We start from the raw sequence: 23,791 nt of genomic DNA on the forward strand, positions 1-23,791 counted from the left end.
CGTTGCTTATGGATTCATTATAGGTAGATTGTGTGTAAAGCTATATGTACGTTACATTTCCGGTTTGATTCACTGTAAGTGCAATCGGGCCTCCAGGTGACTCCTTACAACTAGTTGGAAACCCAGCCAGGGAACAATCCTATGCGGTACCTGCAAACCTTTAACCGCCGCCTGCGGCAGATTCGGGAAGCCGGGCAATTGTCCCGTTGGGATGTCGCTGAAATGTGCGGTGTGGACGAGGCGAGGGTTGCCAACTGGGAAGCGACCGACGCCAGGCAGCGCGCGTGGCCGGGTGTTACCGAGTTGCTGGATTTTTGCCTGAAAACCGAAACCCCGCTGGAAGACCTGCTGGACCTGGACGATACCAGTGACACCGGACAGCTTGAATTGCCGGGCCTTGCCTTCAGCCAGGGTGACGACCTGTCAACGGCATTGAAGGAACTGGAAAAAGAGCTCAGCCGGGTTCAGCTGTCTGAGGAAGAAGTGGAGCTACTGCGCCGGTTCCGGAAAACGTCAGGAGAAAACCGGCGCATGGTCCTGCAGATCCTGGGCAAGTAGCCCCTTACTTGCCTTTCTTGTAAATGTTCTCGTAGACGTAGTTGGTGGCCTCCACAAATCCGTCAATGCTGCCACAGTCAAACCGGCGGCCCTTGAATTTGTAGGCCAGCACACAGCCGTTCCTCGCCTGTTCCAGCAGCGCATCCGTAATCTGTACCTCGCCGTTCTTGCCAGGAGGCGTGCGTTCGATGATGTCGAAAATATCCGGTGTGAGGATGTAGCGGCCTATGATCGCCAGGTTGCTGGGTGCTTTGTCTGGCGCGGGCTTCTCAACCATGTCGGTGATGCGATACAGGCCGTCTTTCATGGACTCGCCGGCAATCACGCCGTATTTGTGTGTCTCGTCTTCCGGCACTTCCTCAATCGCCACGATAGAGCAGCGGAACTGGTTATAGAGCTTGACCATCTGGGCCAGTACGCCTTCGCCAGCACCGTCCGCCACGCAGAAGTCGTCCGCCAGGACAACCGCAAAGGGGCTGTCACCAACCAGGTTGCGCCCGGTCAGGATGGCGTGGCCCAGGCCTTTCATCTCGTTCTGGCGGGTAAACGCAAACGAGTTGTTGTCGATCAGCTCCCGGATGGAGGTCAGCAGATCCTCCTTGCCGGAGCCGGCAATCTGGTGTTCGAGTTCGTAGCTGATGTCGAAGTGGTCCTCGATGGCCCTTTTGCCGCGCCCGGTAACGAAGCCGAACTCGTGAACACCGGCTTCTGCCGCTTCTTCCACGCCGTACTGCACAAGTGGCTTATTCACAATTGGCAAAATTTCCTTGGGCATGGCCTTGGTGGCCGGAAGGAAGCGTGTGCCGTAGCCGGCAACCGGGAAGAGGCACTTCTTGATCATAACGTTCGTCCTTATTTCGTTTAGGTCACGGCCTGTTATGGAGCAGTCGTCCGTGAAGGCTGAGTCGCGAAGTATGCCAAGTGTAACCAAGTTGCGGTTTTAAATGGAGGTCCCGGTAGCGAAATGTGGATTTTGGTAATTTCGGGAACCAGGTCGCTGTTCCCCTGGCTCGTTGATATGTATAGAAAAAACTTTCAGATAGCTTTGTAGGTAGCTGTTTTTTAAAAAGATTAACTTTGTAAATTTTAGCAACAACGGATGGATTTATAGGTTCTTATGCAATACATTCTGCGATGACAATTTCTTAAGAATAACCGGCTACCCATCTCAATACGGCCGGCGCTAACTGGCAGGATCTGAAACGTTGAAATATTCCCTGTTGGCCGCACTGGTTTTGTGCGTCGTCAGCCAGCCCCTTTATGCGGAAACCTCGGGTTCCTGGTTGCGTAATGGCTGGACGCCCTACGCTGACAATTTTGCGGGCAGCGCGGATTCGTTCCGCGATGAGCGCGAACACTGGTTGCGGTCCCGGCTGAAATTTTCTGGCAAAACCTCGCTTACCAGTGACGGCCTGGACGGGGCCATTGGCGTGTCGGCAGACAACCTTGTTGGTCGTAGCGACGCCATCGGCTTTAGCTACAGGGATGCCAGATCCCAGAAGGACAGTACGGACTCCAATGCCACCTCGTTCCGCTATCGTTTTCCGGCGGGCGCCAATCAACTGAGCGTGGAAACCGGCAGTTCCCGCTATGATCGTGCGGCCACCAGTGGTGACAGGCGATTTAATGCCAGTGGGGAGTCCAGCGTATTGGGCTTTGGGGTCAGCCGCCCGCTGTTCTCGCAGTTCGGCATGGCATTTGATGGTATCGCCCGTCACACCGGGCGTGAAAGCCGTGCCTTCGAAGAGGGTAGCCTGGTGTCGGAGACCAGTTACCAGCTGTCTTCCCTGGGGTTCGAAGCACGAGGCGGGCATGATCTCTGGGGCGGTATACGTGCCAATACCGGCGTTCTGGCAGTCAGCGGTCGCGAGTACAGTGCGACGGATTATCCCCTTCAAGACGACATTGGTGAGGAATACGAATTCTACAAGGTCGCCATGTCAGCTTCAATCCAGCAGGAGGTTTATCGCTGGCGCTGGCGGATCCACGGCCGTTACCAGTTCGCCGATGAGGATCTCCCGGTGTCGGAATACCTTACCGTTGCGGGTCCGTCCATGATCGCTGGTTTTAACGGGCAATCCGTCTCGGCGGCACGGGGTGGTTGGCTCCGTATGGACACCGCCAGCCCCTCCTGGCAAATGCCTTTTGTAGATGGCGTGCTGTCCAGTGTGAACTTCGCTGTGCTCCATGGCTGGATTCCATACTCGGGGATGCAGTCAGACCGTTATGGCAGCGCAAGTGCCGGCCAGGTTTCGCTCAAGCTCAAAGGGCGTGCGTTTACGGCTGATGTCAGTGTCGGCCGCATGATTCGCGCCTCCAGCATGGCCATGACCATGCCGGACCGTCCTGATGTCCGCTTCTCCCTGACCATGGGTATCTGATTTCCCGTCTCGCCTCCCGAGTTCTCCAGCCTGCTTAGGCTGCCTGCCTTACAAAGATGTCACTTGAGACGTCGCCGGTCGCAGGTGCTACATTAAATCTTTTAGGGACATTAATTGAGGTGGGAGCTTCATGCATTCAGGGACAAGATGGCTCATTGCATTGGTGTTGCCGGGGTTGTTATATGCCAACGGAGCATGGGCCCTTGAGTTCAAGGATATTGTTGACAAGGCCAAGGCAAAGGCTGAAGGGGAATACCAGCCGGCTCCAGAGGTGCCGGGATTCCTCAGGGACCTGGACTACCGGACTTACCAGTCGATTCGTTTTGATCCTCAAGCCAGCCTGTGGCGGGGCGGGCGTTCCCGGTTCCAGGTCAGGATGGTGCCTCCCGGAAGCTATTACGCCCACACAGTGAAGCTTAATGAGGTAGACGCCGAAGGCGTTAAGCCGATTCCCTTTGATAAATCCGGGTTCAGCTTTCCTGATCCGGAGCTGGCGAAACGGGTTCCCGCCGACCTGGGGTATGCCGGGTTCAAACTGACCTATCCGATGGGTGGCGGCAAGGAACAGGAACAGTTCCTGGTGTTTGCCGGTGCCAGTTACTTTCGGGGTGTGGGCGCGGATAACCGGTTTGGCCTGTCTGCTCGTGGCATCGCCATAGATACCGGCCTTCCCTCCGGCGAGGAGGTGCCTTCGTTTGTGGAATTCTGGCTTGAACGGCCGGGTGGCGGGAGTGATCGTATGCGGGTCTACGGCTTGCTGGATGGCCCCAGCGTGACCGGCGCCTACCGTTTCGACATTCACCCCGGCGCTACCACCCGTATAGACGTTACTGCTGAGCTGTTTTACCGCAATCCGGTGGAGCAGACGGGCTTGGCGCCATTGACTTCTATGTTTTATTACGGAGAAAACACCGACCGCCCCGACGGGGAATGGCGTCCACAGGTTCACGATTCCGACGGCCTGCTGATCCACGACCTGGGCGCCGGCGAATGGTTGTGGCGCCCGCTGGTCAACCCCTCACGCCTCAGGCTCAGCTATTTACAGGTAAACCGTCTGGCCGGTTTCGGGCTTATGCAGCGAGATACCGATTTTCACCAGTTTGAGGACACCGAAGCCCGTTACGACCAGCGCCCAAGTGCCTGGGTGGCGCCGAGGCAGGGTTGGTCGGATGGCGAGGTTGTGCTGGTCGAAATACCGACCGATTCGGAAACCAACGATAACATCGTTGCTTTCTGGAAGCCGAAGGAGCCTGTACAGGCGGGAGACAGCCGGAAACTGGCCTACAGTATCCACTTTGGCGGCAACAACGTTTCCGGGCAGGATACGGGGCGTGCGTTGCAAACTTTTGTGGGAGATGGCAGCCGTCCTGGAGGCGGTAACGAGCAGGGAGTCTACCGGATCATCGTGGATTTTGCGGGCGGGCCATTGGATGACCTGGAGCCCGATGCGGCTGTTGTCAGTCACGTCAGCGAAGGCAGTGGCAACAGCGAGGCTATTGAAATTATTGAACACTTTGTCGAGTACGTTGAGGCCGATGGAAGCTGGCGACTGTCGATGCTTGTTCGTCCCGTTGCCAAAGGAAACCCGGTGCTTCGTGGCCGGTTGATGCTCAATGACAAGCCGCTCACCGAAACATGGACCTATTCCCTTGGGCCGAATTCCGGGCTAGGCCAGGGTCAATAACACGGAGTTTGCTCATGCCGGAAACACTATGCCAACAGGCGCTCGAAAGGGTCCTAACATACCTGCGCGACGACGGGGTGGATCTGTGCGCGGAAACCTGTCGGCAGGCGCTGCGCCTTGTTAACGATGCAATGACAGAAGGCGACGGCCCGGGGCTGCCTGCCCGTTGCATCGACCGTTTACCGGAGTATTTCGACCTGAGCGGCACGGATATTCCTACGCCTAATCCCCCACTCGAACGCGGCCATATCGGATATTACGCCCATGACTGAGGTCGTGGACACAGCCGTTCAGGGGCGTCAAGAGAGTTGGCGTCGCGTTGCCACCGTGCGGCGCTTTTTCCTGACATTATTTGTGGTTGGGCAAACGGTCGTTGCCAGTTACTTCCTGCTGTGGATTTTGCCGTATCACGGCGGAACGCTGGTGGAAATCGGCCTGCTTGTCCTGTTTATTCTCCTGTATATGTGGATCGCGGTGGGCTTCTGGACGGCTGTGTTCGGTTTTGTGCTCAGGCTGCTTGGGGGCGACCGTTACAGCCTTCTTAAGCGTCATCCTGAAGCGGAGCTCGAAGCCACGGCACTGGCCAAAACGGCCATTGTCATGCCCATCTACCATGAACCGGTGAAGTGGACCCTTAGTGGCCTGAAAGCGGTATACCAGGATATCGAACGGGCAGGGCGTCTGGATCAATTTGAATTCCATATCCTCTCAGACAGCCGCGACCCGAATGTCTGGCTTGAAGAGCAAGCCGAGTGGCACCGCCTGTGTGAGGAACTGGGGGCGGAAGGGCGCCTGTTTTACCGTCGCCGACGGGTCAATCTCAATTTCAAGAGTGGGAATATCGCGGATTTTCTCCGACGCTGGGGCCGCCGCTACCGCTACATGGTGGTGCTGGATGCAGACAGCCTGCTGAGTGCGGAAACCATCGTGAAAATGGTTCAACTGATGGAGCGGGAGCCCAATGTGGGCATACTGCAAACCGCCCCCAGCATCATCAACGGCGACTCCCTTTTCGCCCGCCTGCAACAGTTCGCCAATCGCCTCTACTCCTCCTTGTTCGCAACCGGGCTGGCTGCCATACAGATGGGAGACGCCGCGTTCTGGGGGCATAATGCCATCCTGCGTGTCCAGCCGTTCATGGCGCATTGCGGGTTGCGCAAACTGCGTGGCTTTGGCTTGTTCCGGGGGCCAATCATGAGCCACGACTTTGTCGAAGCCGCCTACATGGGCAGGGCGGGTTACGAAGTCTGGCTTGAGCCCGGCCTCGGCAACAGTTTCGAAGAGTCCCCGCCTTCCATTTCGGATGAACTCGCCAGGGATAATCGCTGGTCCAAGGGCAATCTCCAGCACTTGTGGATTCTCCTGTTCGGGCGCAGGATTCGCCTGGCTCATCGGATGGCCCTGCTTAACGGCATCATGGCTTACATGGCGTCACCCCTGTGGCTGGCCTTTTTAATACTGACCACCGTCGAAGCCGTGCAGATGACGGTCGCCAGCATCAATTACTTCCCGGAAGGTCACCAGGGGCTCTTTCCCCTTTGGCCTGAATGGCGGCCGGAGTGGGCCATCGGCCTTGCGCTGAGCACGTTGTCACTGTTGTTCCTGCCGAAGTTTCTGGCCATTCTCGACGCTGTCATACATGGGCTTGCCAGGGGATTCGGCGGGTTCTGGCGGCTGCTTCTGAGCGTGTTGGTGGAGATTGTGGTTTCCGTTCTTCTGGCTCCGGTAAGAATGATGGCCCACAGCCGATATGTGCTCGGAGCCCTTCTGAACCTTTCCCTGTCCTGGGCCGGGCAGAACCGTACCGAAGAGACCACATGGCGGGAGGCCCTTCTCACCCAGTTTCCCGGCATGCTGGTAGGGGCAGGTTGGTCCGCCTTTGCCTGGAGCCTGGACCCGATGTTCTTCCTTTGGTCGCTGCCGGTGGCGGTGCCACTGGTTCTGGCGGCTCCGACGTCCGTGGTGCTCAGCCGTGTGGAGCTTGGCCGTGCCTTTGGCGCCAGGAGGCTGCTGGTGATTCCGGAAGAGCTCAATCCGGTAGAGGTTCTGAACGACTCGAGGGCCGCGCGGGCAGAGAACGATGAGGACTCAGTACTGACTGCGGTGGAAGCCGCCGTGATCCGGCCCCGGCTTAACCGTCTTCATCGGGCCCTGGCCAGGGCCCATCGGCAGCCCAGAAGGGCCGAATTGCTGGCTCCGCTGGTAAGGCGGCTCGGTAGTGAAGGCCCGGGTTCATTATCCCGCGGTGAGCTCAGCCAATTGTTCCGCGACCGCGCCTCCGTGGCGGAAATCCACCGGATGGCCTGGCGTTCGGCTCCGGACAGCTTCTGGGGGCAGCGGATATCAAGCCTTGGCAGTGCGGAACTATAGCCGTAAAGCCTGGGCAGAAACAGTAGATGGGAGCAGGAAATGGACAGACGCACACTGATCAAAACCTTTGTCAGCCTGGCTGGTGCCCAGGCGTTACCTCTCTCGGTATTGCTGCACAGCCGTCCGGGACTGGCCGCCGAAGTTGGTGATTCCAGGCCTTTCAGTTATGCGTGGCTCAAGGGGCACGCCCGGGCATTGGCTGGCGAGCCCTGGGTATCGAAGGAAGGAGATCTACCCGGGTCCCTGAAGGACCTGTCCTGGGATGATTACCAGGCCATTCGCTTTCGTCCGGAAGAAGCACTCTGGCACAACGATGACAATGCCTTTCAGGTCCAGCTTTTCCACCTTGGCCTTTATTTCAAGTCGCCGGTTCGCATCTACGAGGTCGAAGACGGTCAGGCCCAGGAACTGGCGTATAAACCGAAATACTTTGAGTATGAAGGTGAGCAACCCCTGGGTACGCTGCCGGAGGACCTGGGCTATGCCGGATTCCGGGTCCACTTCCATACTGACTATGAACGTGACCTGGCGGCCTTCCTGGGAGCCAGTTACTTCAGGGCTGTAGGTTCCGAGATGCAATACGGGCTCTCCGCCCGTGGGCTGGCCATTGATACCGCGCTGGATGGCGAAGAGGAGTTTCCCCAGTTCACCGCCTTCTGGCTCGAAAAGCCGCAGCCTGGCAGCATCCACATGGTGGTCTATGCACTGCTGGATTCACCCAGTGTCACCGGCGCCTACGCCTTTACCTTAACGCCTGGGCGGAACATGGTGATGAAAGTGGATGCCGCCCTGTACCCACGTAAACCGATTGAACGGGTGGGTATTGCGCCGTTGACCAGTATGTACCAGACCGGTGAGAACGATCGCCGCATGGCTTATGACTGGCGCCCCGAGATTCACGACTCGGACGGACTCGCAATCTTCAACGGTCAGGGCGAATGGCTTTGGCGCCCGCTGGTTAATCCACGTTCGCTGCGGGTGAACAGTTTTGTTGACAATAATCCCCGGGGGTTTGGCCTGCTCCAGCGTGACCGCCGATTTGCCAACTATCAGGACGACGGCGTGTTCTACAACAAGCGCCCGAGCGCTTGGGTAAAGCCCCGTGAAGACTGGGGCAGGGGCAGCATCATGCTGGTGGAGATTCCCACCAAGGATGAGACCTTCGACAACATTGTGGCCTTCTGGAACCCCGAGCAGCCTCTGGAACCGGGGCAGGAATACCTGTACGCCTATACGCTTTCCTGGGGTGCGGAACCGCCAATGGAGCCCGAGGAACTGGCAACGGTGCAGGCCACCCGCACCGGGCTGGGAGGCGTGGTCGGTCAGGAGCGTAAATACTTCTCCTGGCGGTTCGCGGTGGATTTTGCCGGCGGGGCGCTACCGCTATTGGCGGACGATGCAGACGTAAAGCCGGTGATAACCGCAAGCAGGGGAGAGGTGGAAATCACCTCCGCGCGCCCGCTGGATTCCATTGATGGCTACCGGGCAATGTTCGACCTGGTGCCAGATGACTCACTGGAGCCCATTGATCTGCGCCTGCAGCTCGTGCTCGATGATCAAGTGCTTACGGAAACCTGGTTGTACCAGTACACACCGCCTCCCCAGGAGGAGCGTACGCTTTACTGACATCGCCCTGGGCAGGCGTTGCACGTTTTATGTTAACAATTGACCCCGTCGGGATTTATGGATTGTTGACAATAATGTTATGAGGGCGTAGATTTCCGGTCATTACAGTCACTATTGTTGACAAAATATGCCAGAAGCTATCGCCCAAACCTACACTCGCGCTGACGAAGCCTTCGATTGTCTGCAAACGGCCATCGTAAAGGGTGACCTTTCACCGGGTGAAAAGATCGGTGAAGTTGAACTCTGCTCCCGCTTCAATCTTACCCGTGGCCCGTTGCGGGAAGCGCTTGGGCGCCTTGAATCACGCGGTTTACTGGTACGCCGGCCCCACGCTGGCGTGAAAGTGGTGTCTGTCAGCGCCGAAGAGCTCATGGAGCTTTATCGCATTCGCGAAACCATGGAGGGCCTTGCCGCCCGCCAGGCCGCCGAACGAATGACCGACCAGGAAATCGCAGACCTGCACGCCACCCTCGACGCCCACGAGCAGATGATTGAACAGGCCCAGGGCCAGGCCTACTACCAGGCCGAGGGCGACTACGACTTCCATCACCGCATTGCCACCGGCAGCCGCAACGCAAAACTCGCGCAAATGCTGCTGGGTGATCTTTACTATATGGTCCGGATGTACCGTTATCGCCTGAGTACCTCTTCAGGCAGGCCCCACATGGCCCTGGAAGAGCACCGCAGAATCGTGGAGGCCATCGCCCAGCGCGACGGCGAACTGGCGGAATTCCTGATGAAACGCCACATCAACGCCGCCCGCAAAAACATAGAAACAAAGATCCAGAACGGCGCCCTGACGATCTGACGATTGCCCGGGCATGCCACGAACCAAACCCTGGCTTGTCGGATTACGGCCCTGTGGGCCTAATCCGACCTACAAAACCCCAGGCAGAACACCAACAAAGTAGGTCGGATTAGCGAAGCATAATCCGACAAACCCAGAACCGTAGGTCGGATTAGCCGAAGGCGTAATCCGACAAACCCAAACTCGTAGGTCGGATTAGCCGAAGGCGTAATCCGACAACAAGAATCCACCAGTACAAAGAGGCCACCCATGTCCAAAAAACAATCCCCAGGCGCCCGCTTCCGCAAGGCCCTGAAAGAAAACCACCCACTACAAATTGTGGGCACCATCAACGCCTACACCGCCATGATGGCTGAAAAAGTCGGCCACCAGGCCATCTACCTGTCTGGCGGTGGCGTTGCCAACGCTTCCTACGGCCTGCCGGACCTGGGCATGACCACCATGAACGACGTGGTTGAAGACGTCCGCCGCATCACCGCAGCCACCGACGTACCGCTATTGGTCGACATCGACACCGGCTGGGGCGGCGCCTTCAACATCGCCCGCACCATCCGCGAAATGGAACGCGCCGGCGCAGCGGCGGTCCATATTGAAGACCAGGTAGCCCAGAAGCGTTGCGGCCACCGCCCCAACAAGGAAATCGTGTCACAGGACGAAATGGTGGACCGCATCAAGGCCGCCGTGGATGCCCGTGAAGACGACGACTTCTTCATCATGGCCCGTACCGACGCCTTCCAGAAAGAAGGCCTCGAAGCCGCCATCGAACGCGCCAAGGCCTGCATCGAAGCCGGCGCCGATGGCATCTTCGCCGAAGCTGTTACCGAACTGGAACACTACAAGGCCTTCTCCGAAGCGCTGGATGTGCCGGTACTGGCCAACATCACCGAGTTCGGCGCCACGCCTTTGTACAACCGCAAGGAACTTGCAGACGCCGGCGCCGGTATGGTGCTGTATCCGTTGAGCGCCTTCCGCGCCATGAACAAGGCCGCGCTGATGGTTTACGAAAACATCCTTGAGAAAGGCGACCAGAAAGACGTCGTCGACCTGATGCAGACGCGGATGGAGCTGTATGATTTCCTGAACTACCACGACTTTGAACAGAAGCTGGATGAGTTGTTCCAGCAGAAGAAAGGGTAATCACATTTCCCTCTCCCCTTGCGGGAGAGGGCCAGGGAGAGGGGGCAAAGAACAGCATGCTGAATATTTCGCGCTTTTCCCCTCTCCCCCGGCCCCTCTCCCGCAAGGGGAGAGGGGAGTAATAAAACGTAGGTCGGATTAGCCGAAGGCGTAATCCGACAACCAAAACATGAGGGGGAGAAACACCATGGCTGAAGCAAAAAAACTCGGAGGCGCCGGCCTTCGCGGGCAGGTTGCCGGCGTAACATCACTGTGTACCGTCGGCCAGTCCGGCACTGGCCTGACCTATCGCGGCTATGACATCAGCGACCTGGCAGAACACGCACAGTTCGAGGAAGTGGCCTACCTGCTGTTGCGGGGCAAACTGCCCAACCAGCAGGAACTGGACGCCTACAAGAAAAAGCTGACCAGCCTGCGCACCTTGCCCGATGCACTTAAATCCGTGCTGGAACAGATCCCCAAAGACGCCCACCCCATGGACGTCATGCGCACCGGTTGCTCCATGCTGGGCAACCTAGAAACCGAAACCGACTTCAGCCAGCAGGACGACAAGATCGACCGTATGCTGGCCCTGTTCCCGGCCATGATTAACTACTGGTACCGCTTCGCCCATGAGGGTGTGCGTATCGACACCGCCAGTGACGTGGACTCCATCGGTGGCCATTTCCTGGAACTGCTTCACGGCAAGAAGCCCAACGAATTGCACGAGCGGGTCATGAACGTGTCGTTGATTCTGTATGCCGAGCACGAATTCAACGCCTCCACCTTCACCGCCCGTGTGTGCGCCTCCACCCTGTCTGATATCCACAGCTGCGTGACCGGTGCAATCGGAACCCTGCGCGGCCCGCTTCACGGCGGCGCCAACGAAGCCGCCATGGCGCTTATCCAGAAATTCCAGACCCCGGACGAAGCCGAAAAAGGCCTGCTGGGCATGCTGGAGCGCAAGGAAAAAATCATGGGCTTCGGCCACGCGATATATCGCGACTCCGATCCCCGCAATGCCATCATCAAGAAATGGTCCGAGAAACTTGCCAACGAAGTGGGCGACACCGTGCTGTACCCGGTATCGGTACGTTGCGAAGAAGTCATGTGGCGCGAGAAGAAACTGTTCTGCAACGCCGACTTCTTCCATGCCTCGGCCTATCACTTCATGGGCATCCCCACTGAGTTGTTCACCCCCATCTTCGTGATGTCACGGGTATCCGGCTGGACCGCCCACGTGAAAGAACAGCGCGAGAACAATCGCATCATCCGCCCGAGTGCCGATTACGATGGCCCGGCGCATTCGGAGTGGGTGCCGATTGAGCAGCGTCAATAAAATTTTCCCCTCTCCCTGACCCTCTCCCGCCAGGGGAGAGGGGATACACAATCGTAGGTCGGATTAGCGAAGCGTAATCCGACAACCCAGGACCGCGAGCAACGCCATGAACACTGATTACCGCAAACCCCTGCCAGGCACCGACCTGGACTATTTCGACACCCGCCAGGCCGTGGAAGACATCCAGCCTGACGCCTACGACAAACTTCCGTACACCTCCAAGATCCTGGCGGAACAACTGGTTCGCCGCTGCGACCCGGAGGCACTGACGGATTCCCTGAAACAGCTGATCGAACGCAAACGCGACCTGGATTTCCCCTGGTATCCCGCGCGCGTGGTTTGCCACGACATTCTGGGACAGACAGCCCTGGTAGATCTGGCAGGCCTGCGTGATGCCATCAGGGAGAAGGGCGGTGACCCGGCGAAGGTCAACCCCGTGGTTCCCACCCAGCTAATCGTGGATCACTCCCTGGCCGTCGAGCACGCCGGTTTCGAGGAGGACGCCTTCGAGAAAAACCGCGCGGTTGAAGACCGCCGCAACGACGACCGCTTCCACTTCATCAACTGGACCAAAACCGCCTTCAAGAACGTGGACGTGATTCCTCCCGGCAACGGCATCATGCACCAGATCAACCTGGAGAAGATGTCCCCGGTAGTGCAGAATCGCGATGGCATTGCCTATCCGGATACCTGCGTAGGCACCGACAGCCATACCCCAATGGTGGACGCCCTGGGCGTTATTTCAGTGGGCGTGGGTGGCCTGGAAGCCGAGAGCGTGATGCTCGGCCGCGCCTCCATGATGCGCCTGCCGGACATCGTCGGTGTGGAGTTGACCGGTAAACTGCAGCCGGGCATCACCAGTACCGATATGGTCCTGGCCATCACCGAATTCCTGCGTAAGGAAAGGGTGGTTGGCGCCTACCTGGAATTCTACGGCGAAGGCGCCGACAGCCTCAGCATCGGCGACCGTGCCACCATCTCCAACATGACACCGGAATACGGCGCCACGGCGGCCATGTTCTACATCGATGGTCAGACCATCGACTACCTGAAACTGACCGGCCGTGAAGACGACCAGGTGGCCCTGGTTGAGACCTACGCGAAGGAAACCGGCCTGTGGGCCGACAGCATGAAGAATGCCGAATACGAGCGTGTGCTGACGTTTGACCTGGCCAGTGTCCACCGCACCCTGGCGGGCCCATCGAACCCCCACGCACACCTGCCTACCTCCGAACTGGCCGAGCGCGGTATTGCCGGCAAATGGGAGAAGGAAGAAGGCAAAATGCCGGACGGCGCGTGCATCATTGCCGCTATCACCAGTTGTACCAATACCAGCAACCCCCGCAACATGGTGGCCGCCGGCCTGATCGCCCGCAACGCCAACAAGCTGGGCCTGACCCGCAAACCCTGGGTGAAAACCTCCCTGGCACCGGGCTCGAAAACGGTCAAGATGTACCTGGAAGAAGCCAAACTGATGTCCGAGCTGGAGCAACTCGGCTTCGGCGTGGTGGCCTTTGCCTGCACCACCTGTAACGGTATGAGCGGCGCACTGGACCCGGTAATCCAGAAGGAAATCATCGATCGGGACCTGTATTCCACGGCCGTGCTTTCCGGTAACCGGAACTTCGACGGCCGCATCCACCCTTACGCCAAGCAGGCGTTCCTGGCCTCACCGCCATTAGTGGTTGCGTACGCCATTGCCGGCACCATCCGTTTTGATATTGAGAAGGATGCCCTTGGGTATGATCAGGACGGCAACCCCGTCACCCTGAAGGACATCTGGCCGGACGATGCGGAAATCGATGCCATCGTGAAATCCAGCGTGAAGCCGGAGCAATTCCGTAGCACGTACATCCCGATGTTCGACATCACCCGGGACGCCCACGCCAATACCAACCCGAACTACGACTGGCGCCCCCAGAGCACGTATATCCGTCGTCCCCCGTATTGGGAAGGCGGCATGGTGGGTGAGAAAACCCTCAAGGGCATGCGCCCGCTGGCGGTATTGCCGGATAACATCACCACCGACCACCTGTCACCCTCCAACGCCATCCTGATGGACAGCGCCGCTGGTGAATACCTCCACAAAATGGGCCTGCCGGAGGAGGACTTCAACTCCTACGCCACCCACCGTGGTGACCACCTGACAGCGCAGCGGGCTACCTTCGCCAACCCGAAGCTGTTCAACGAAATGGTCCGGGATGAAAACGGCAAGGTGAAGCAGGGCTCCCTGGCGCGGATCGAGCCGGAAGGCAAGGTGACCCGCATGTGGGAAGCCATCGAAACCTACATGGAACGCAAGCAGCCATTGATCATCATTGCTGGTGCGGACTACGGCCAGGGTTCTTCTCGTGACTGGGCTGCCAAAGGCGTTGCTTTGGCCGGTGTAGAAGCGATTGTGGCCGAAGGCTTCGAGCGCATTCACCGCACCAACCTGGTGGGCATGGGTGTGATGCCCCTGCAGTTTGAGGAAGGCACCACTCGTAAAACTCTGGCTCTTGATGGGACGGAAATTTACGACGTGGAAGGTACGGCTGCCCCAGGCGCTGAGCTTACGTTGGTCATTCACCGCAAAAATGACAGTACCGAGCGTGTACCGGTGATTTGCCGGTTGGATACGGCGGAGGAAGTGTCAATTTACAGTGCCGGTGGGGTGTTGCAGCGGTTTGCCGAGGATTTCCTCCAGTCAGAAGGGGCTGCGTAGCCTGATGGACGTCGGATTACGGCCCGTTGGGCCTAATCCGACCTACGTTAGAGTTACCGTGAACCCCGTAGGTCGGATTAGCGAAGCGTAATCCGACAAACCAGCACAGTAGGTCGGATTAGCAAAGCGTAATCCGACAAACAAGGTATAAAGGTATCCCATGCCCCACAAACCCCAAATAAAGATCCCCGCCACCTACATGCGTGGCGGCACCTCCAAAGGCGTCTTCTTCCGCCTCCAGGACCTGCCGGAGGCGGCCCAAACCCCAGGCGAAGCCCGGGACAAACTCCTGCTGCGCGTCATCGGCAGCCCCGACCCATACCAGAAGCAAATCGACGGCATGGGCGGCGCCACATCCAGTACCAGCAAAACCGTCATCCTGGCAGCACCCACCCAACCGGACCACGATGTGGATTACCTGTTCGGCCAGGTGTCCATCGACAAGCCTTTCGTCGATTGGAGCGGCAACTGCGGCAACCTCACCGCCGCTGTTGGCGCTTTTGCCATCAATGGTGGTTTTGTCTCCAAAAGCCGCATCCCGGAGAATGGCATCGCCACCGTTCGCATTTGGCAGGCCAACATCCAGAAAACCATCGTAGCCCGCGTTCCCATCACCAACGGCGAAGTACAGGAAACCGGTGATTTCGAGCTGGACGGCGTGACTTTTCCGGCGGCCGAAGTGCAGGTGGAGTTCATGGACCCCGCCGATGGCGAAGGCGCCATGTTCCCCACCGGCAACCTGGTGGATGACCTGGACGTGCCCGGCGTTGGCACGCTCAAGGCCACCATGATCAATGCCGGCATACCCACCATCTTCCTGAATGCGGAAGACATTGGCTACAAGGGCACCGAGCTGCAGGATGACATCAACAGTAAGCCCGAAGCCCTGGCCATGTTTGAACTGATCCGCGCTCACGGTGCCGTGAAGATGGGCCTGATCCAGAACGTGGAAGAGGCGGCCAGCCGGCAGCACACCCCTAAGGTCGCCTTTGTGGCCAAGCCTTCGGAATATGTGTCTTCAAGCGGTAAAGTCATCGGAGCAGGGGATGTCGACGTACTGGTACGCGCCCTCTCCATGGGCAAACTCCACCACGCCATGATGGGTACGGCTGCCGTAGCCATTGCCACTGCCGCCGCTGTACCAGGAACTCTGGTTAACCTCGCCGCTGGCGGTGGAGACCGGACCTCCGTATGCTTCGGCCACCCTTCGGGAGCGCTGCAGGTAGGCGCGGAAGCCAGCCAGGTGAACGGCCAGTGGACCGCCACCAAGGCGATCATGAGCCGGAGTGCGCGTGTGCTTATGGAAGGTTGGGTGAGGGTGCCTGGGGGTTCGTTCGCATCGTAGGGAATGTGTCGGATTACGCTTTGCTAATCCGACCTACGGGGGCACGAGAGCAACTCTGACGTAGGTCGAATTAGGCCCAAAGGGCCGTAATCCGACAAGCGGCTACGGCACTCAAGGGGCAGGCTTACCGTAGGTCGGATTAGCAAAGCGTAATCCGACAATCAGGTTTAAACCCTGGAGCGACGGCGACGCAGCCCGAGGCCCAGGATGCCCAGGCCCATCAGGGCCAGTGTGCCGGGTTCTGGTACCGGATTGGTCGGAGTGATTGGGCTACCGCCAGCGAAGTCATTGTTGTCGGTGTCCGATACAAAGCTGAACATGCCTGAGAACAGACTGCCACCGAAGTCGATCGCCATGGTGGTGAACAGGTCGTCGTAGAACACACCACCGATGGACAGCTTGTCGGAGTATTCGACGTTTACGGTTGCATCGTCCGCCAGGTCGCCTGAATTCTGCAGCGTAAACGGTGTGCCTTGGGCCGAGTTCGGTGAAAGTGCGCTACTGCTAACGATATCAAATATCGTATTACCCGGGCGGCCGTTCAGCAGGATACTGGTTATGCTTTGATCCGTGCTGTACGTAAACGGCGAGCTGAAAGTATCACCGCTGAAAGAGAGACTCCAGCCGCTGCCTATGGCTTCTCCATAACTGGATGAACCTACGGTACCGTCAAATGTTACGGTTTCGCAGGCGGCACTGGCGAAACAGGTGGTCACTTCCATCCCGTCCATGTCTGAACCATCGGTCTGGAAACCGGTCAATGCGTCTGTGTCGTAGAGGTCACCGTCAGTATTGCTTACGTTGACTATGGGCGCTGCATAGGCGTTTCCGGCCATTGCCAGGGCCAGGCCCAGGCCCGCAAACACGTTGTTGTTAAATCCTTTCATGTTTCGTTCTCCTTGGTTTTCACAGATTTCCATGTGTACAGCGCATCGCCTGATTTGCGATACGCGGTAGGCGTTTGAGCAAGAAAAATACCAGTTAGAAAATATGTCATCTAAAACAGATGGGTAACAGTTTCCGCTTCCTGGGTGTAACGTATCTGAGACAATAAGTGTATAAAAACTCAACACCTTTTCTTGACGGGTTACACCCTGGCTTTGCTTTCCTGGCGTCAGGATAATTTACGCACCTGGACGTTAGTCTGCTGTTGAAACGCGTTTTTAATAGTGAAATAACTATAAAATGAGCTGTTTAAACGTTCTTGTTCTAATTGAACCCATTTAAATACTCCCTAAAACACACATGGCCTTAAAGGCGATGTATTTCAGCGTATCCGGTGTCGAAGATGCTTACACCTGCCTCGTCACAACAATCGATTATTAAATCTAAGTTGTTTAAATACAAAAACTTTTAATACATGGTATGGCTTATGCCTATAGGGATATACCGCTGACCTGCTTGCCTGAATTTCAGCTGCCAGCGCTCACAATCAAGGAGAGATAATTATGAAAACTGCACTTAAAAGAACGCTTTTATCAACGCTTGTCGTACCCTTTGCCCTTGGGGCATCAGTAGCCAGCGCGGACCTGATCAACGAGTGGGCTTATGATGTCGACAGCAACTTCACCAATGTGACTTTCACTGCGCCAGATGGTGACAACGACGGCACCACTAATGTCGGTGATAATTTGGTGTCATGGGGCGGCGATGATGCTGAGGAACGGTCGTCTGTTGCGATCGAAGATGTAGTTGGTGGTACTGGCCTTATGACCAATGGGGCCGCCAAAGCGGGTGGAACATTTACCCATGATAACAATATTATCAGTGCCGATTATATCACGCTGACAGGCTTCGATCTGACTTCCACGCTGACGCTGACCCCGACTGATCCTGCTGGCCCAGCCTTACCTTCGACCTCTATTACCTTCATGAGCTTCTTTAGTGAAACGCTCAACAGGGATAACCCTGCAGACTGTGGTTTTGCATCAACCTCCGGGTGCGATGACATTTTCACCATCGACAACTTTGACGATCTGGGTGCTGTGCCAACGGGTGACGGCGGCTTTGAGTTCGTTTCGTCATTCATCCTTCAAGACTACAAATATACAGTGTTTCTTGAGCTGGCTGGCCTTTCCGTCTTGGGCGACAACGCCTGTTTAGAGGCGGGAGCTCAAATCGGATGTGTTGGTCTTCTGACTGAAGAGGACGCTCTGAACGAGTTCAATTCCAGTTTCCGGATCACCGCTTCAAAGGTACCTGAGCCAGGCACCCTGGCACTGCTGGGCCTGGGTCTTGCCGGACTTGGTCTGTCACGCAGGAGAAAAGCAGCAAAGGCATAACATCTGAACAGTTCTAATGTTTAGATGAAATGCGCAAAAAGAAGCCCCCGCCGTAAAGCGGGGGCTTTCTACTATGGGATCTTCCCTAAGCCATAAGTGCTCAATACAACTTAGAACCACTTCTTGGTGCGGATCAGGCAACCTCTCTCTCATCGGCCTTGTAGTTGGTAGTCGGTTTCGCCGGCAAGTATCGCCCGTCGTCAGTAATCAGCGACCAGACATCCGGACGACGCCTCTTGATACCATCAATCAGTGACGCTGCTTCGGTGAAGGCAGGGCGGCGCCGGCCGTGGTACTCAATCACCGGTCCCACATGATCAAATTCCACACCAAATCGCTTCAACAGGCGCAGCTGTGCAGGCTCCATGACTGCCATCCAGTGGGTGATGCCGTACCTCACCGACATCTGGAGGATGGCGGAGAAAAGCCCCAGGCTGATATAAGGCATGGCGCGTTTGCCATTCTCCGCATCGCTGTAGCAGACGAAATCGCTCGTGCCGGAGGCTGATTCATCTTCATTGAGGCGCCGCCGAAACTCCCGGCTGACCGCCATCCGGGATATTTCCGCGACCTGCTCGCGAGGTACGCTTGCAAATGCGTTCCGCGCACGCTGATCCATCCGATGGAGACAGGGGGCTTCCATGGGGAATTCAGCGTCTTCTGGATTATCGCCCGACATAACGAGACGAACGGTGGCGGCGCTGTCTCTCGTTATCCGGTGTCGGATCAGGGCGTGCGCGGATCGCGGGTCGTACACATCGTGCTCGCGTCTATCAGCGAAGCAATCGGGGTCCTCAAAAGGTCGGTCGATGCAATAAACTTGATACCGAACCTCGAAGACCTCGTTAATCGCCTCTGGAGACATCGCCAACTCGACATTGAATACCGAGTTGAAAATAGTACTGACGTCTTCCTGAGTCGGTTGGTTTATTGTGTTTTCTATTTCGTGCTGAAGTGCAAACCCTGTGTGCATCTCTATATCCTCATTTATCCCGCTCCGTGGGCTGTTATGCCGAAGAAAAATCGCCGTTATGGTTTCAACCGACGGCGTACTACGGGTGAATCGAGGTTACAGCTCATCAGACCTCGGAACGCTTGATCCTGGTATGTACCGCCCGGGCGCCAGGATAAAATTCGGGTCGACTGCTGCTTTCAGTTGACTGGCAAGTCGAGAGAAAGCAGAGTCACCGGTATTCAGGATGCCCATCGCGTCAATGTTCAGACGGTAGGGCAGGAAACCTTCTTTCTGCCCGGCTTCATACAGTGCGCGGTAGCATTCGTTAGCCCGTGCTGTCGCCTCCTCGTCCCGGCGATCGAAGAGCAGGGGAACGGTTGAGTCGAAGCAGCGGTTGTTTATCGTCGTCAATGTAATGAGCGGGTTAACGCCGTACTGTGGGCAAATTCTTTCAATCATCTCGATATAGCGGCGAACGTCGTTTCCCCGGATCGGAACCAGGGGCGCGAACCATATGAGCCCACAGCCATCGCGTGCGGGATTTTTCGGTTGCCCCGGCTCGGGCAGCTTACCTGAGCGCCAATAGGCCAGCGCCAACGCAACGTCATTCGGAGTGCCATGCATGATCTCCAGTGCGCCCGAGAGCGTATCCGCCATGCCCTTAACCCGTGTCGCCAGTCTGGCAGGCAGTAGGCCTGCAATACGCCGCGCCGTGTTAACTTTCCGTTGGTTGATGAACACTAGGCGGTCCGTGACTGGCCCGAGAAGCCGCCGTAGCGTGCGTCGGGCCGCTCGGGCTACTTCCTTGGGGGCATAAATCGCTCCAACCCCGCTCCAGGCGGGAATGCCATGGCTATTGGCAAGACTGTCTACTTCGTCAGCGGGCAGAACGCCGTTAACCGCCTTGTCTTCAGGGAACGGCGTCATCATCGAGAGCATACGCTGGCTGTTGAGCAGGTTAATCGCCACAACTGAACCGCCGAGCGAACGCAACACAGCTCTGACGGTAGGTATCAGGGCTTCCAGTCTGGCGTCATCTTTTATGGAAAAGAAAAACGCAGTAACAGTTTCGGGGGCCGGCGCAAGGGCGATGGTCATACTCACTACCACGCCGAAGTTTCCCTGACTGAAAAGCCCGTCGAGATAAGGGCCGAGTCCCCATTTGAAGAGCCCATCTACTTCCGCACCGCCAAGTTCGCTGAGCGACGTCCGGTAAAGGGTGCCGTCGGGCAGGATCGCTTCTAGTTTTGTCACCGCCGAAAAATGGTCGGTAATTGGCGTGATGCCGTAACCCCGCTCAAGGGCGTTACCAAGAATGCTACAGGTGGGCCCGGCGCCGGTTACCGGGACGAGGTAATCGCCATCATTTTGGTCGAGAAAGTCCCTCAGTGCACCCTGGGTGACACCGGGCTCAACAGTGATAACGCCCATTTCGGAATCAAAATTGGAAATACGGTCAAGTCGGCTCAAATCGAGGATCACGCAGCCTTCTTCGACCGGGTTGGCACTACCGTAACCCCAGTTATTGCCTGTGCTCACCGGGTAGACGGCGACCTGCCACCGCTGCGCGACCTGCAGAACCTCTGCCACCTGGTCCCGGTTCGCTGGGCGGAGTACAGCCGGAATTGAGCGTTTCGTTCCTATAGTGGAGGCGCCATAATCCGCTGCGCCAGCCTTAACCACTCCGGATTCACCCAGAATAGTGACCCATTCGGCAATGGCAGATTCTGTAGAGGAGCTATTCACTGGCGCTTCCACGGTTAATTGATGAGGTAATAAATGCTTCGTTAATGTTTGCTGACGGGTTGTTCATCATTAGGGCGGAATTATAGGGGAGATAGGGCCAGGAAGACCATCTCGTACCATTACGACTTTGAAAATGAATTGCACTAAGGAACTGAATTGAAAACAGGCATTTGAAGTGAAATAAGAGGGATGTGTCGGGGGTTGTTTATTAAAAAAAATTAAACTTATTTATGTTATAACCTGATAACAAAAGTAATTGAATTATACTCAAGTGAGCACTTATTATTAAATGTCTGAAAAATATAGTTATTTAAAACTATTGGTTGTTATGGTTATGTATGTTAAATATACATATATACAGGAACTTCAGATAAGGAGAACAGTTCAATGTCAGCAACATTTGATCTCAACGAACGCCCCGACTATGACGACCTCTTACAGACGATTGCCGATTACACTCTTAACTACCGGATAAAAAATAAAGAGGCCTGGAATACCGCCCGAAACTGTCTGATGGACACATTGGGCTGTGGCCTGCTGGCCCTTCGGTTCCCGGAATGCACCAAACATCTGGGGCCCATAGTTGAAGGAACGGTTGTTCCCCATGGTTCTCGCGTTCCCGGAACATCGTTTCGGCTGGACCCGGTAAAAGCCGCCTGGGACATCGGATGCATCATCCGTTGGCTGGACTACAACGATACCTGGCTTGCGGCCGAGTGGGGCCACCCTTCCGACAATCTGGGGGGGATTCTTGCCGTGGCTGACCACCTTTCCCAGAAAAAGGTGGCGGAAGGCAAGGAACCCCTAACCATGAAGAGCGTACTGGAAGCCATGATCCTGGCCCATGAAATCCAGGGTGTGCTGGCGCTGGAAAACTCCTTCAATCGGGTAGGGCTGGACCACGTAGTGCTGGTCAAAGTGGCCTCGACAGCGGTAACTGCAAAATTGATGGGCGCTAACCGAGAGCAATTGCTGTCGGCGCTGTCCCACGCCTGGGTAGATGGCCAGGCACTGCGAACCTACCGTCACGCGCCCAACGCAGGCTCCCGCAAATCCTGGGCGGCAGGTGACGCCACGTCTCGGGCAGTGCGCCTCGCAGACATCGCGATGAGGGGGGAAATGGGCATCCCGGGGGTGCTCACGGCACCTCAATGGGGGTTTTACGATGTTCTGTTCAGCAAAACCAATAGAGACCAGGAGCTTAAGCCGGAAGGGAAGCGTCAGTTTTCTTTACCACAAGAGTTTGGCTCGTACGTAATGGAAAACATCCTGTTCAAAATCTCCTTCCCGGCGGAGTTTCACGCCCAGACAGCGGCGGAAGCGGCAGTAACCCTGCACCCACAGGTAAAAGACCGCCTCGACGAGATCGATCGTATTGTAATCACCACCCACGAGTCCGCCATCCGCATTATCTCCAAGCAGGGCAAGCTGGCCAACGCCGCAGACAGGGATCACTGCCTGCAGTACATGGCAGCGGTACCTCTGATCTTTGGCAGCCTGACTGCGGAGCACTATGAAGACAGCTTCCACGAGGCCAATCCGATCATCGACAGGATTCGTGAGAAAATGGAAGTGGTGGAAGATGAAAAGTACACGCGCGAGTATCTTGAAGAAGACAAACGGTCCATCGCAAACGCCATCCAGGTGTTCTTCAAGGATGGCAGCAGCACGGACAACGTTTCAGTTGAATACCCTATCGGCCACCGTCGCCGGAGAAAGGACGGGATTCCGCTATTGGAAGACAAGTTCCACAACAATCTCGCCACCCGATTTCCTGGCCAGCGCTGCGAGCGGATATTCCAGGTCTGCAAGAACCAGAAGGCGCTGGAAGGTACGCCCGTGCACGAATTTGTTGAGCTTTTCGTGATATGACACTGATACTAAAAAGTTACACTATGTCGGTTAAATTTACACACCGGAAAATGGGGTTTCATAAGTGACCGAAATATAAGCGATTATGTTTTTGGCACGAGCCATGCAACCGGTACTCCAGTGCACGTGAATTACATCAGATCAATGGAGTACTGATATGAACGAAGTAACAAGAATTATCGCAACCGGACTGCTCGTGGGTGCCTGCTCCTGGGCAAGTGCAACGCCTGTTTTTTCCATTAGCGCCCAAGGCTCAACAGCCGCTGGTCAGGCGGAGACTGCCTTCCTGGCATCTCTCGACGGGGGTTATCTTACAGAAGATTTCGAATCCGGCAGTTATACGCCCGGAGCACAAGCCCCCCTAATCAACTCCGTTGCCGGTGTGGGTTCCTTCAGCAGAGAAGTAGCCGGTTCCGGCGGTCTTTGTGATAGTGGTAGCTATGACTGCAATGCTGGCTTGTCGATTCTGACTGCAGGCACAACACCTTTCGGCGGCCGCTATTCAGTGTCCGGTGATAACTGGCTGGATAGCATGGATGCGAAAGAGATGAAGATCGCCCCGGCTGCGGGCTACAACGCCATGGGCTTCTACATGACGGACCCCAACGATGCAGGTGGTCGCTTCTCGATCGGTGGCGTGGATTTCGATTTCGACGATATCTTCGGGTCTGCTTTGGGTAACGGAAGTATTTTCTACATCACATTGTTTGATGCTGCAGGGTTGGGAAACGTTTCCATTTTCTCCAATAACCCAGATGACGGCTATGGCCTGGACGATGTATCCATAGGCATTATTGCAGTTCCAGAGCCGGGCACACTGGCGCTTTTCAGTCTTGGGCTTGCAGGGTTTGGATTGGTCCGCAGACGTAAGCAAGCGTAACGCTGGCTAAAGAAGGAAACTGACAACCCAGGGCCAGGTTGTCAGTTTTTTTTACATTCGAACGGCTCGTTTAGTTCGCTGGCGATTGCAGTTACAGAAATTTACAGTACACTGCTGTTCATATA

Annotated in this window: 18 protein-coding genes; 14 read left to right on the forward strand and 4 right to left on the reverse strand. The window is 56.5% G+C overall.

What is annotated here, in order from left to right; genetic code table 11:
- Positions 1 to 141: 141 nt before the first annotated feature.
- Positions 142 to 558 (forward strand): helix-turn-helix domain-containing protein, encoded by a 417-nt coding sequence (locus NLU14_RS18045; protein ID WP_275709161.1) that lies wholly within the window; start codon positions 142 to 144, stop codon positions 556 to 558.
- Positions 559 to 562: 4 nt separating this feature from the next.
- Here the strand turns inward: NLU14_RS18045 and galU are convergent, their stop codons facing one another.
- Entirely contained in the window at positions 563 to 1,399 is an 837-nt protein-coding gene (galU, locus tag NLU14_RS18050; protein ID WP_275709163.1) for a UTP--glucose-1-phosphate uridylyltransferase GalU, read from the reverse strand.
- A gap of 364 nt (positions 1,400 to 1,763) precedes the next feature.
- On the opposite strand from galU, the gene NLU14_RS18055 reads away from it, so the two are divergent.
- The 10 genes from NLU14_RS18055 (at position 1,764) to prpF (ending at position 15,931) form a co-directional block, all read left to right on the forward strand.
- Positions 1,764 to 2,939 (forward strand): ShlB/FhaC/HecB family hemolysin secretion/activation protein, encoded by a 1,176-nt coding sequence (locus NLU14_RS18055; protein WP_275709165.1) that lies wholly within the window; start codon positions 1,764 to 1,766, stop codon positions 2,937 to 2,939.
- A 130-nt stretch (positions 2,940 to 3,069) separates the two neighbouring features.
- The gene (locus tag NLU14_RS18060) at positions 3,070 to 4,623 is read left to right on the forward strand and encodes a glucan biosynthesis protein G (RefSeq protein WP_275709167.1); all 1,554 of its coding nucleotides are present in this window, start codon (positions 3,070 to 3,072) and stop codon (positions 4,621 to 4,623) included.
- Positions 4,624 to 4,637: 14 nt separating this feature from the next.
- Positions 4,638 to 4,895, forward strand: coding sequence for a hypothetical protein (locus NLU14_RS18065; protein ID WP_275709169.1), 258 nt, complete (start codon positions 4,638 to 4,640; stop codon positions 4,893 to 4,895).
- Positions 4,888 to 6,993 (forward strand): glucans biosynthesis glucosyltransferase MdoH, encoded by a 2,106-nt coding sequence (mdoH, locus tag NLU14_RS18070; RefSeq protein WP_275709171.1) that lies wholly within the window; start codon positions 4,888 to 4,890, stop codon positions 6,991 to 6,993. The genes NLU14_RS18065 and mdoH overlap by 8 nt, the downstream gene beginning before the upstream one ends.
- A gap of 39 nt (positions 6,994 to 7,032) precedes the next feature.
- Positions 7,033 to 8,619: an OpgD/OpgG family glucan biosynthesis protein gene (locus NLU14_RS18075; protein WP_275709173.1), complete on the forward strand. Its 1,587-nt coding sequence runs from the start codon at positions 7,033 to 7,035 to the stop codon at positions 8,617 to 8,619.
- A gap of 127 nt (positions 8,620 to 8,746) precedes the next feature.
- Positions 8,747 to 9,427 carry a GntR family transcriptional regulator gene (locus tag NLU14_RS18080; protein WP_275709175.1) on the forward strand — a complete coding sequence of 227 codons (681 nt, stop codon included), beginning with the start codon at positions 8,747 to 8,749 and terminating at the stop codon, positions 9,425 to 9,427.
- A 249-nt stretch (positions 9,428 to 9,676) separates the two neighbouring features.
- The gene (gene prpB / locus NLU14_RS18085) at positions 9,677 to 10,564 is read left to right on the forward strand and encodes a methylisocitrate lyase (protein ID WP_275709177.1); all 888 of its coding nucleotides are present in this window, start codon (positions 9,677 to 9,679) and stop codon (positions 10,562 to 10,564) included.
- Between the two features lie 187 nt (positions 10,565 to 10,751).
- The gene (gene prpC / locus NLU14_RS18090) at positions 10,752 to 11,882 is read left to right on the forward strand and encodes a bifunctional 2-methylcitrate synthase/citrate synthase (RefSeq protein ID WP_275709179.1); all 1,131 of its coding nucleotides are present in this window, start codon (positions 10,752 to 10,754) and stop codon (positions 11,880 to 11,882) included.
- Positions 11,883 to 11,988: 106 nt separating this feature from the next.
- The gene (acnD, locus tag NLU14_RS18095; RefSeq protein WP_275709181.1) at positions 11,989 to 14,586 is read left to right on the forward strand and encodes a Fe/S-dependent 2-methylisocitrate dehydratase AcnD; all 2,598 of its coding nucleotides are present in this window, start codon (positions 11,989 to 11,991) and stop codon (positions 14,584 to 14,586) included.
- A gap of 160 nt (positions 14,587 to 14,746) precedes the next feature.
- Positions 14,747 to 15,931 (forward strand): 2-methylaconitate cis-trans isomerase PrpF, encoded by a 1,185-nt coding sequence (gene prpF, locus NLU14_RS18100; RefSeq protein WP_275709183.1) that lies wholly within the window; start codon positions 14,747 to 14,749, stop codon positions 15,929 to 15,931.
- Positions 15,932 to 16,098: 167 nt separating this feature from the next.
- Here the strand turns inward: prpF and NLU14_RS18105 are convergent, their stop codons facing one another.
- Positions 16,099 to 16,818: a PEP-CTERM sorting domain-containing protein gene (locus NLU14_RS18105; protein WP_275709185.1), complete on the reverse strand. Its 720-nt coding sequence runs from the start codon at positions 16,816 to 16,818 to the stop codon at positions 16,099 to 16,101.
- A gap of 561 nt (positions 16,819 to 17,379) precedes the next feature.
- Here NLU14_RS18105 and NLU14_RS18110 point away from each other — a divergent pair.
- Entirely contained in the window at positions 17,380 to 18,213 is an 834-nt protein-coding gene (locus tag NLU14_RS18110) for a THxN family PEP-CTERM protein (protein WP_275709187.1), read from the forward strand.
- A 133-nt stretch (positions 18,214 to 18,346) separates the two neighbouring features.
- Here NLU14_RS18110 and NLU14_RS18115 read toward each other — a convergent pair whose 3' ends face one another.
- Positions 18,347 to 19,186, reverse strand: a complete 840-nt coding sequence (locus tag NLU14_RS18115; RefSeq protein ID WP_275709189.1) for a PEP-CTERM/exosortase system-associated acyltransferase — start codon at positions 19,184 to 19,186, stop codon at positions 18,347 to 18,349.
- A gap of 96 nt (positions 19,187 to 19,282) precedes the next feature.
- The gene (locus NLU14_RS18120) at positions 19,283 to 20,914 is read right to left on the reverse strand and encodes an FAD-binding oxidoreductase (protein ID WP_275709191.1); all 1,632 of its coding nucleotides are present in this window, start codon (positions 20,912 to 20,914) and stop codon (positions 19,283 to 19,285) included.
- Positions 20,915 to 21,301: 387 nt separating this feature from the next.
- Between NLU14_RS18120 and prpD the strand changes: the two genes are divergently transcribed.
- On the forward strand, positions 21,302 to 22,786 hold the full coding sequence (gene prpD / locus NLU14_RS18125; protein ID WP_275709193.1) for a 2-methylcitrate dehydratase: 1,485 nt from the start codon (positions 21,302 to 21,304) through the stop codon (positions 22,784 to 22,786).
- A 157-nt stretch (positions 22,787 to 22,943) separates the two neighbouring features.
- Positions 22,944 to 23,666, forward strand: a complete 723-nt coding sequence (locus NLU14_RS18130; RefSeq protein WP_275709195.1) for a PEP-CTERM sorting domain-containing protein — start codon at positions 22,944 to 22,946, stop codon at positions 23,664 to 23,666.
- Positions 23,667 to 23,791: the final 125 nt, after the last annotated feature.

Source organism: Marinobacter iranensis, assembly GCF_029207565.1.
Taxonomy (GTDB): domain Bacteria; phylum Pseudomonadota; class Gammaproteobacteria; order Pseudomonadales; family Oleiphilaceae; genus Marinobacter; species Marinobacter iranensis.